This is a genomic window from Rhodoferax sp. (genome assembly GCF_028689305.1).
Classification (GTDB): domain Bacteria; phylum Pseudomonadota; class Gammaproteobacteria; order Burkholderiales; family Burkholderiaceae_C; genus Rhodoferax.
Genome location: NZ_JAQTWM010000072.1, coordinates 11102 through 20614 on the forward strand (window position 1 = coordinate 11102; position 9513 = coordinate 20614).

7 protein-coding genes are annotated in these 9513 nt (G+C 61.1%); 2 read left to right on the forward strand and 5 right to left on the reverse strand.

Annotated elements, in window-relative coordinates; translation table 11 throughout:
• Both PHW99_RS13790 and PHW99_RS13795 read left to right on the forward strand, forming a co-directional pair.
• A partial coding sequence (locus PHW99_RS13790) for a sigma 54-interacting transcriptional regulator (protein ID WP_300178590.1) occupies positions 1–675 on the forward strand: 675 nt, incomplete at its 5' end.
• Positions 672–2768: a cache domain-containing protein gene (locus PHW99_RS13795; RefSeq protein WP_300178593.1), complete on the forward strand. Its 2097-nt coding sequence runs from the start codon at positions 672–674 to the stop codon at positions 2766–2768. The genes PHW99_RS13790 and PHW99_RS13795, both read left to right, overlap by 4 nt.
• Here the strand turns inward: PHW99_RS13795 and PHW99_RS13800 are convergent.
• The 5 genes from PHW99_RS13800 to PHW99_RS13820 form a co-directional block, all read right to left on the reverse strand.
• On the reverse strand, positions 2728–3351 hold the full coding sequence (locus PHW99_RS13800) for a molecular chaperone TorD family protein (protein ID WP_300178596.1): 624 nt from the start codon (positions 3349–3351) through the stop codon (positions 2728–2730). The genes PHW99_RS13795 and PHW99_RS13800 overlap by 41 nt on opposite strands.
• Complete coding sequence (locus PHW99_RS13805) at positions 3348–5450, reverse strand: 4Fe-4S binding protein (protein ID WP_300178599.1); 2103 nt, start codon at positions 5448–5450, stop codon at positions 3348–3350. The genes PHW99_RS13800 and PHW99_RS13805 overlap by 4 nt, the downstream gene beginning before the upstream one ends.
• A complete protein-coding gene (locus PHW99_RS13810) occupies positions 5332–6006 on the reverse strand; it encodes a DUF3306 domain-containing protein (protein WP_300178602.1) in 675 nt (224 codons plus the stop codon). Before PHW99_RS13810 ends, PHW99_RS13805 begins: the two co-directional genes overlap by 119 nt.
• Entirely contained in the window at positions 5999–6595 is a 597-nt protein-coding gene (locus PHW99_RS13815; RefSeq protein WP_300178605.1) for a DUF3305 domain-containing protein, read from the reverse strand. Before PHW99_RS13815 ends, PHW99_RS13810 begins: the two co-directional genes overlap by 8 nt.
• A gap of 110 nt (positions 6596–6705) precedes the next feature.
• Positions 6706–9405: an EAL domain-containing protein gene (locus PHW99_RS13820; protein WP_300178609.1), complete on the reverse strand. Its 2700-nt coding sequence runs from the start codon at positions 9403–9405 to the stop codon at positions 6706–6708.
• Between the last annotated feature and the right edge of the window lie 108 nt (positions 9406–9513).

Here is a 9513-nt window from a genome sequence, read left to right on the forward strand (position 1 = left end):
AGCACCCGTTCAGCCCACCCGGCACGCGACGGCCTGTTTTATTACGCCCAAGGCGGCACCCTGTTTCTGGACGAGGTGGCCGAGCTCCCCCTGCCGGTCCAGGCCGCGCTGTTGCGAGCACTGGAAGACCTGCAGATTCGCCCCGTAGGCGGCAGTCAGCTGATCCCGGTGAACGTGCGCATCATCGCCGCCACCAACCGGGTGCTGCAAGACGAAGTAGCGGCCGGACGCTTTCGCAAAGACCTGTATTTCCGCCTGCAGGTCGTGGACATGCAGTTACAGCCCCTGCGCCAGCGCAAAGAAGACATTGCCGATCTGGTGGCCCACTTCATGACCCAGCTGGCACCGCGCATGGGCCTCAAGCCGCTACAGATCACAACCGAGCAAATGGCCTACCTGAAGCAGTACAACTGGCCTGGCAACGCGCGCGAACTGCGCAACCTGATCGAACGCTCGCTGATTCTGGGTGAACTCAATGTGTCGGCACTGTATGGCAGCACAACGCAAAGCACGGGCACGACCGGCCCCGCCACCACCGACCTGCAAACGCTGGAAAAGCAGCACATTCAAGCCGTGCTGGACGGTGTGCAGGGTGACAAGACCCGCGCCGCAGAACTGCTGGGCATCTCGCGGCGCACGCTGGAGCGCCGCTGCGCCGATTGGGCTGCGGCATGAGCACCCGTTGGCTGCGCAGGCGTTGGCAACAGCTGTCCGTGCGGCACAAACTGATGGTCTTGTCGCTGCTGCCGCTGGTCGTGGTATTGCCTCTGCTCATGGCCGCGTTGATGCTGTGGGGCAATGCCGCCTTCAACCAGCTGCTGATCACCAAAATCCACAGCGACCTGGCCGTGGCAAGCGGCTATTTCTCGCAAGTACAGGCCGAAATAGGTGCATCAACCCAGGCGACCGCCCAGTCCCACGCGCTGCATCAGGCACTGGTCGACGCTGACGCGGCAGCGGTGCAGCAGGTGTTGAGCCGGGCCCAACAGGCCCACCAGCTTGACTTTGTCAACCTGTACTCCCCCCAAGGTATCCTGATGGCCGCCAGTTGGTATCAAAACAATAGCAGTGAAGTGAATTCTTCTCTGGGCAGCAGGTCTTTTTCTCTTGTGGATTTGGCCTCGGAATACAACCAGTTGCAGCGGCTTGACCAGGCTCAGCTGCTCAGCCTGGCACCGCATTTGGCCAAGCGGCTCCACATTGCCCTGGTGCCCACCCACAACGCCGCAGCGACCGAACGCACCCATGAAGACCGAGCCCTGCTGATGCGCGCCAGCTTTGCCGTACGCGCTGACGATGGACAACTTCTGGGCTGGCTGCAGGCCGGTACGCTGCTGAACCAGAACCTGCCCTTCATCGACCACATCAATGCCATTGTCTACCCCGAGGGCTCGCTGCCGCTGGGCAGCAAAGGCACGGCCACCCTGTTTCTGGACGACGTGCGCATCACCACCAATGTGCGGCTGTTTCAGGATCAGCGTGCCATTGGCACGCGCGTGTCACAAGCCGTGCGCGACACCGTGCTGTGGCAAGGCCAGACTTGGCTCGACCGTGCCTTTGTGGTCAACGACTGGTATGTCTCGGCCTACGAACCGTTGCTCAACGCACAACATGAGCGCATCGGCATGCTGTACGTCGGTTATCTGGAAACCCCGTTTCGCCACGTCAAATATGGCCTGCTGGCGATGGTGATCGGCATTTTTGGCGCGGCCATGCTGCTGGCCGCCTGGGCCTCGCTGCGCTGGGCACGCAGCATCTTCCAGCCGGTGGAATGCATGAACCACACCATGCAGCGCGTCCAGGACGGCGATCACACCGCGCGCGTGGGTGTGCTCACGCAACATGACGAACTCGGCGCCCTGGCGGGCCATCTTGATCAACTGTTGGACGTGGTGGATGACAAAACCGCCACCTTGCAGCGCTGGGGGCAGGAGCTTGACGCCAAGGTGGCCGCGCGCACACAGGAACTGGCGAGCAGCAACCAGTCGCTGCAACAGGCGCAGGCCCAACTGGTGAAATCAGAGAAGCTGGCGGCCATTGGCCAGCTCACCGCCAGCGTGGCGCATGAAATCAACAACCCGATTGCCGTGCTGCAGGGTAACCTGGATCTGGTGCGTGAGACTCTGGGAGCGCATGCGCAATCCGTCTCCGATGAACTCAGCCTGATGGATCAACAAATGGACCGCATGCGCCTGATCGTCACGCAATTGTTGCAATACGCCCGTCCCAATGACTATGCGGGCTATGTGGTGGCCGTCGACGTCAACGAGACCCTGGAAAATTCGCTGGTACTGGTGGCCCATCTGCTGGATCAGTCGCACATTGAAGTCCGACGCGAATTGCACGCCAGCCAGAGCGTGGCCATCAATCGCCAGGAGCTGCAGCAAGTGCTGATCAACCTGATGATCAACGCCATCCAGGCCATGCCCAAAGGTGGCACGCTGACCCTGTGCAGCCGCGACCAGCCAGACAGCTCTGGCCGCGCAGGCGTGCTTTTGCAAGTGTGTGACACCGGCGCTGGCCTGAGCGATGACACCAAAACACGCCTGTTCAGCCCATTTTTCACCACCAAGAACGATGGCAACGGTCTGGGACTGTGGATCAGCGTCGGGCTGCTGGAACGCTACGGCGGCACCATCAGCGCCGACAACCGACAGGAATTGGGCGACGCTGCCAACGGAGCCATATTCGGGGTTTGGCTACCGTGTGAACAAGCACACCAGGACCTCACCCCAGCATATCAAACCCTTGTGCCTCAACCTGCATGAAGGCGCGGGTCAGTTCGGCCACAGCCGCATAAAACCGTGCCTTGGGGTGCTTTTGAATGGCGTCACACAGCTGCCCCACCCAGGGCTGCAGGTGGGCGGCAAAGAACGACTGCTGGCGCGTCAGGTTGGCCACTGCCGCATCATCTCCTGCAATCAGGTACCGCATCACCTCGCACAGGTAGGCCACGTGGTCCTCGGTTTCGGTCACGGCGTCATCACGCGTCAAACCCAGGCTGTCGAGTTCGGTGCGCAGGCGAGCCAACGGCTTTTCGTTCAGAAAACCGCTGAGATAGTGTGAAGCGTAGAGGTACACCTCGGGCTTGCCAACACCGCCAAACAGAGCGTCAAACTCAGCCGCTATTTGCGCATCGCTCATCTCGCGGGCGATGCCGACCAGAGCACGCCAGGGCTCTTCCAGAAACGCGCCGGCGGCCGGGGTCTCCGTGGCTGCCAAGCGCAGATTTGCTACAAATTCAGGAGCTAATTGCGCATAATATACGTGGGCTAGAAGCCCATAAAGCTCTGAACGCGCAGTTTCTTCGTCAAGCGCGCTGCTGGCCACTGCTTCGGGTAATGGCATCATGATTTGATATCCGTGATTTTGATTTCGTTGTCTGCAGAGTAGATGTCAATGACGCGGCAGTCACCACACATTTTCAAGCGTTCCAGCGCCTCGCCCTGGAACATGCTGTGACCAGCCAATTTGCCCAACATGACCTCGATCCCCTTGAGTGTGCCAAAAGGTTTGCCGCAACGCACGCAGGCGTATGGCTGCATTTCGTGCAGAACCACCGCCTCTTTGCGCTGTGGCAGCAGGCTCAGTTGCGGCACCAGGCTCAGGGCTATTTCCGGACAGGTCTTGACGCACAGGCCACACTGCACGCAGTTTTTTTCAATAAAGCGCAGTTGCGGCGCAGCGGCGTTGTCAGTCAGCGCACTGGCCGGGCAGGCGTTGACACAGCTCAGGCACAGCGTGCAGGCGTCCTGGTTGATGGCCAGCGCACCCAGGGGAGCGCCACGGGCAGGCAAGGCAATGCGCTCTGCGACCGGGTGCGGCGCATGGGCCACCAGATGGTCCAGCGCCAATTCCAGCGTGGCACGTTTGTCCGCCTGCACGGCAAAGCTGGCGTGGTGTGCCGGGGCCTGGGCGGGCGCCGTTTGCAAAGCCCGGTCCAGCTCAGCCAAGTCACGGGCATCACGCACCCGCAGCAGTTTGAAGTGCTCTCCGGCGTAACCCAGGCCGGTCAACACCGCCTGAGCCACGGACATCTGCTCGGCCAGTGCGGTGGCATATTGCGGTGCTTCTTCGTCAGTGAGCAACACCCAGACCTGGCTTGCACCATAGGCCACGGCTGTGAGCCACACCTCCAGCCCGGTCGATGAGGTATGCCACAGAGGTACGGGTAACACCCTGGCAGGTACGCCGTGTGTACCTGTCTTTTGTGCCTTTTCCAGCTGTGCCGCCCGACCCAGGTCGCACAACAGCTGCGCCCCTTGACCCTGGCTATGCAACAACAGCGCCGGGGCTTTACCACCACTGCGCAGGTAGGTGGACAACAGCGTTTTGAACTTGACACCCTGGTCGCTGGCGCGCGGGTAAACAAAACTCATGGCCCCGGTGGGGCACACCGTGCTGCAAGTGCCACAACCCACACACAGGTTCGGGTTCACCTTGATCTGCTGATGGTGTCTGTCGCTGCTGATGGCAGAAGCCGAGCACACGTCAATGCAGGCGGTACAACCTTCCTTTTCATTGCGACTATGGGCGCAAAGCTTTTGCCTGTAGCTGAAAAATTTGGGCTTGTCGAACTCGCCCACCAGCTCGCGCCACTGCAGAAGGGCCTTCAGGTCGCGACCATCCCAATGCAAATAACCCTGCGGCTTGGCGTGCTGGCTGAAGGCCGCCGTTGCGCGCAGGTCCAGCACCAGGTCGAAGGTGTCGGTTTGGCTCTGTGGCGAGCGGTTGAAGTCGATGGCACCGGCCACTTTGCAGACCTTGACGCAGGCGCGATGGCTTTTGCACGCGCTCAGGTCAATCTGGTAGTCCAGGCCAATCGCGTCCTCGGGGCACACTGCCAGACAGGCATTGCAGCGGGTGCACAGGTCCAGGTCAATCGGGTTGGTCGGCTGCCAGGTCAGCTCAAACGCGCCAAGCCAGCCGGTGAGGGTTTGAATCTGACCACCCAGCACCGGGTAACGGCGCTCCTGGGCCGCGCCCTGCTCTCCCGCCCCCTGGGTAAACAGCGTCACGTCCACGGCCTCACCCAGCAGCTCGGCTGCTTGTTCGGCCGCACCCAACGCGCCAATGATCAGGGCCCGCCCGGCACTCTTGTAGGTGACCGTCGCTACCGGGTCGGGTTCGGGCAGATGAGCGGCTGCCAGCAACGCTGCGATCTTGTGGCTGGACTTGGCGGCATCGCGACTCCAGCCGCCGGTTTCCCGGATGTTGACGAACTTGATGGTGGCCGTGCTGTTGGCCTGCTCGGCCAGTTCGCCAAACAGGCGCACTTCCTGGGTACAGGCCACCACCAGGTCCTCGCCGCTGCCCGCGGCTTTGAGAAATTCAGCCGCTTCGCGGCGGCACAGGCTCGAATGCAGCGTCAGGGTGTCGTTCAGGTTCGCGCTTAAGGACCGCGCATCCAGCGGCATGGTCTGGTTGCAGTCGCAAATCAAGGTGGTCATGTGAGGTGTTTTCTATCAGGTCATCTGCGGCCGATGTGGGCACAGGTTCAGAAGGCAATGCAGGGGCAGACTGTGCCACATCGGACGCCGTTGCGGTATGGGCATCTTCCCCAATGGGGGCTGGCGGTTCTTCTTCCAGCAAATTCAAAAACTTGGCACTGGCCATCTGCCGCAGAGCGGCTGCAGACAAGGGACTGGGCTTCGAATAATCGTCGATGTAGATGTCGAGCCCATCCATCACGTTGTAGTGTGGGTCAGCAAAGAGCTTTTTCATGGCGGCGTTGCGCACGTCTGGCGACACGTCGCGCGCCACGAAGCGGGCAAAACTGTCGTCGGGCTTGAGCGCCTGAACGTCGTCCAGCGTAGGCGCCGGCTGTGGCGACACGGTCGATGCCGCCGCAGGCACCGTGGGCACGGCTGGGGCGCTGGACGGCGCCGCCGCTGCGCCCGGGGGAACCTCAGAAGGCACAACTTTGGGCACCGGCTCAACCAGCGGCTTGCCCTCGCGCACCGCCTGTTTGCGCTGCGACCAGCGGCCTAAAAAACCGTCAGCCATGCTGGTCACCTTGTCCGGCCTGGCCGCCACCGCCGCCCTGTCCACCACCAAACTTTTTCTCGGTGCTGATCGACACCGGGTTGCCAAAACGATCTTTCAGCGACTTGAAGCTATCGGGGCGTTTGCGTTTCTTGGGCTCCACCACGTAGTGCTCATCCACAAACGCACTCAGCCACTGCAACACCGGCTCGGGAGCCGGCACCTGCTCCACTGTCTCCTGGGCGTCGAGCCAGCGGCCGGCGTCGTAGTAACTCAGGGTGGCGATCATGGGGATGGCCATCGGTTCCTCGGCCACCGAAGCCTCTTCCTCCATGCGCCAGAGCACAAACCAGCTCGGCACGTCGGTCGTGGCGTTGAGGTAGTAACCTTCGGCATCATCCTTGAACAGTTCCACCTTCAAGCCCCCGTGTAACCAGCGCTGAATGCTCTCATTTTCATAAAGAAGACGGGGTTCGGTGCCAAAACCAGGCTCGTTCATCACCACATCGGCCAGCTCCCAACGCCAGGGTTGCCAGCGCGCAGCCGGTCCGGTGTTGGCAATACGCTGCATGATCACAGCCACGTCAATCGAGGGGCGTTTATTCGTCATAGGTTGGACACATCTTGTGAACTGCGACTGTAGCGGATTCATCAGCACAACCACATGCCCATTTACCCGCAGGTCATGTCAGACTGCGCCGGCGCCCTTCCTCCACGCCCCTATCCATGCACCAGAAAAGAAGTGCCGGGGCGCAACAACGGCGCCAGCTTCTCGGCCGTCATGGGGCGGCCGAAGTGGTAGCCCTGCATCAGCTGGCAGCCGTTCTGCAACAAAAAGTCGCGTTGCTCCGGCTGTTCCACCCCTTCGGCGATGACCTCCTTCTTCAGGCTGTCGGCAATCGCAATAATGGCCCGGATGATGGCCGCATCATCCTCGCTGTGGGGCAGCTCCCGCACAAAGGACTGGTCAATCTTGATCCGGTTGAAAGGCAGTTGTTTCAGATAGCTCAGGCTGGAGTAACCGGTACCGAAGTCATCCACCGAGAGTTTGACACCCACGGCGTGCAGCTTGTGCAGCATCTCGATGATCCGGTCCGAGTCGCGGACAAACGCACTCTCAGTAATTTCCAGCTCCAGCCACTCAGGCGCCAGCCCGGCTTCGGCCAAAGCGGCCATCACCTGCTCGGGCAGTTGCTGCTGGCGCAGCTGGACGGCCGACAGATTGACGGCCATGACCACCGGCGGCAACCCCTGATCCAACCAGGCGCGGCTTTGCCGGCAAGCTTCGCGCAGCACCCATTCACCCAGGGTGTTGATCAGATTGCTTTCCTCGGCGATCGGGATGAAGCGGGCCGGCGGGATTTCGCCCAGCTCGGGGTGCTGCCAGCGAATCAGCGCTTCCAGCCCAACCAGTCTGCCGCTGGCCGCATCCACCTGGGGCTGGTAATGCAGGCGGAACTCGTTGCCGGGTATCGCGCGGCGCAGGCTGTTTTCCAGCACCACCCGCTCTGAAATGCGGGCATTCATTTCAGGGGTGAAGAAACGGTAGGCGTTGCCACCAGCGGCCTTGGCCTGGTACATGGCGGTATCGGCATTTTTCAGCAGGGTGCTGATGTCAGCGCCGTCTTGCGGATAGGCGCTGATGCCAATGCTGACCCCCACCATCAGCTCATGCCCCTCCACCATGAACGGCGCCTTGATGGTGTCAATGAGGCGCTGGGCGACGATAGCCACCCGGGAGAGGTGTTTGAAACCCTGCATCAGCACCGCAAATTCGTCGCCCCCCTGGCGACTGATGGTGTCACGCTGATCCAGATTGGCACGCATGCGCTGCGACACCTGCTGCAACAACTGGTCACCAATTTCGTGCCCCAGGGTGTCGTTGACAAACTTGAAGTGATCCAGATCGAGGAACAGTACCGCCAGCGGCGCCTGGGTGCCCAGAGCGTCCGCCAGCGCCACCGACATGCGGTTGCCCAGCAAGGCCCGGTTGGGCAGATCGGTCAGGATGTCGTGTTCGGCCAGATAGCGGATGCGTTCCTGGTCCACATGCAGCTGGGTGATGTCACGGGCGACCCCGGCCACACCGGCAAGCTGGCCCTTGTCATCCAGCACCGGGGTGGAGATGTATTCAAAATGGCGCAGGCTGCCGCCGGCCACTTCCTGAGTGGCTTCACAACGCTGCTGCACCCGGGAGGACAGGGCTTTGGCATCCAGCTGCAACAACACCTGCGCGCTGGACTCGGGCCAGATATCGGACACGGTCTGCCCGAGGATCTGCTGCTCATCACGGCCGCTGAGCTGCCGATAGGCCTCATTGACGGCAATCAGGCGTTGATCCCGGTCGGACAGCCAGGCCGGATCGGGCAGGCTGTCAAGCAAGGCGATGGTGCGGCGCATGGTGGTCTCGTAGGCTTCGGTCATGCCCTTGGCCAGGCGTCGGGCCTCGTTGTAGGTGCGCAGCCAGACAAAAATCCACCCCCCCAGAACCACCGCCAGCACCAAGGCGCTGACAACACCCCACATCACGTTGCGACGCCAGCTGGCCAGGTAATCACTGGTGGCATGGCCGACCAGCACGTAAAGCGGGAAATCCCCCACTTGCCGCACAGCGTACAAGCGCTCCACACCGTCCACGGCAGAAACAGCGGTGTAGACATCGTGCCGCTGCCCCGACTTGACCAGGTGGCGCAGATTGGCACTGTCAATCACCTTGCCTAACCTGTCAGGGGCCAGTGGGTAACGCGCCACCAACCGCAACTGGTCATCCATCAGCGAAACACTGTGTGCAGAACCCAGGTGGAGACTGGTATAGAAGTCCTGGAAAAAATCAGCACGCACCGCTGCCTGAACCAGGCCCGCGAAGTCACCCTGCGGGTCATTGATACGGCGACTCAGGGTGATCACCCAGTTTTTGGTGATGCGCGCGAACAAGGGTTCGGAAATGATCAGCCTGGCGCTGTCATCAGCCATGCTGCGCAGGAAATACTCACGGTCAGCGATGGTGGCGGTGGCAAGGTTGCCGGAAGCATCGTAAATAAAGCGCCCGTTCTTGTCGGTCACACGCAGGCTTTGTGATTCACCAATCAAGCCAAGATACTTCGCCAACGCCGCATTGATGGTGACCAGGTCCATGGCTTCGCCGGCAAAAGCCGCATTGAGCCGCAGCTGGCTGGCCATCAGCACCGTGTCAATTTTTTCAATGCTGCTTCTGGCGTGCTCTTCCAGGACTTTGGCAAAGTTATCCTGACTGCGGTGGACAAATTCCAGCTCGCGGTCATAAGACTGCTTGAGCCCGATCAGACCCAGGCCAATGTACGTGCCCAAGGCAACCACCCCCAAGGCGACGACCACCAGCCGGCGCCAAAATTCGGCACCTTTGGTCACGTTGTTGGGAAATCTGGATACCGTTTTTCTCATGAAATGGGCTGCGAAGCGACGGTGCATTTTCCACCACAAACAGCGGCGTTTTGAGGCCAGGTCACATCAAAAAAATGGCTTGACGCCTCGGTGGTCGCGCGGACAAGG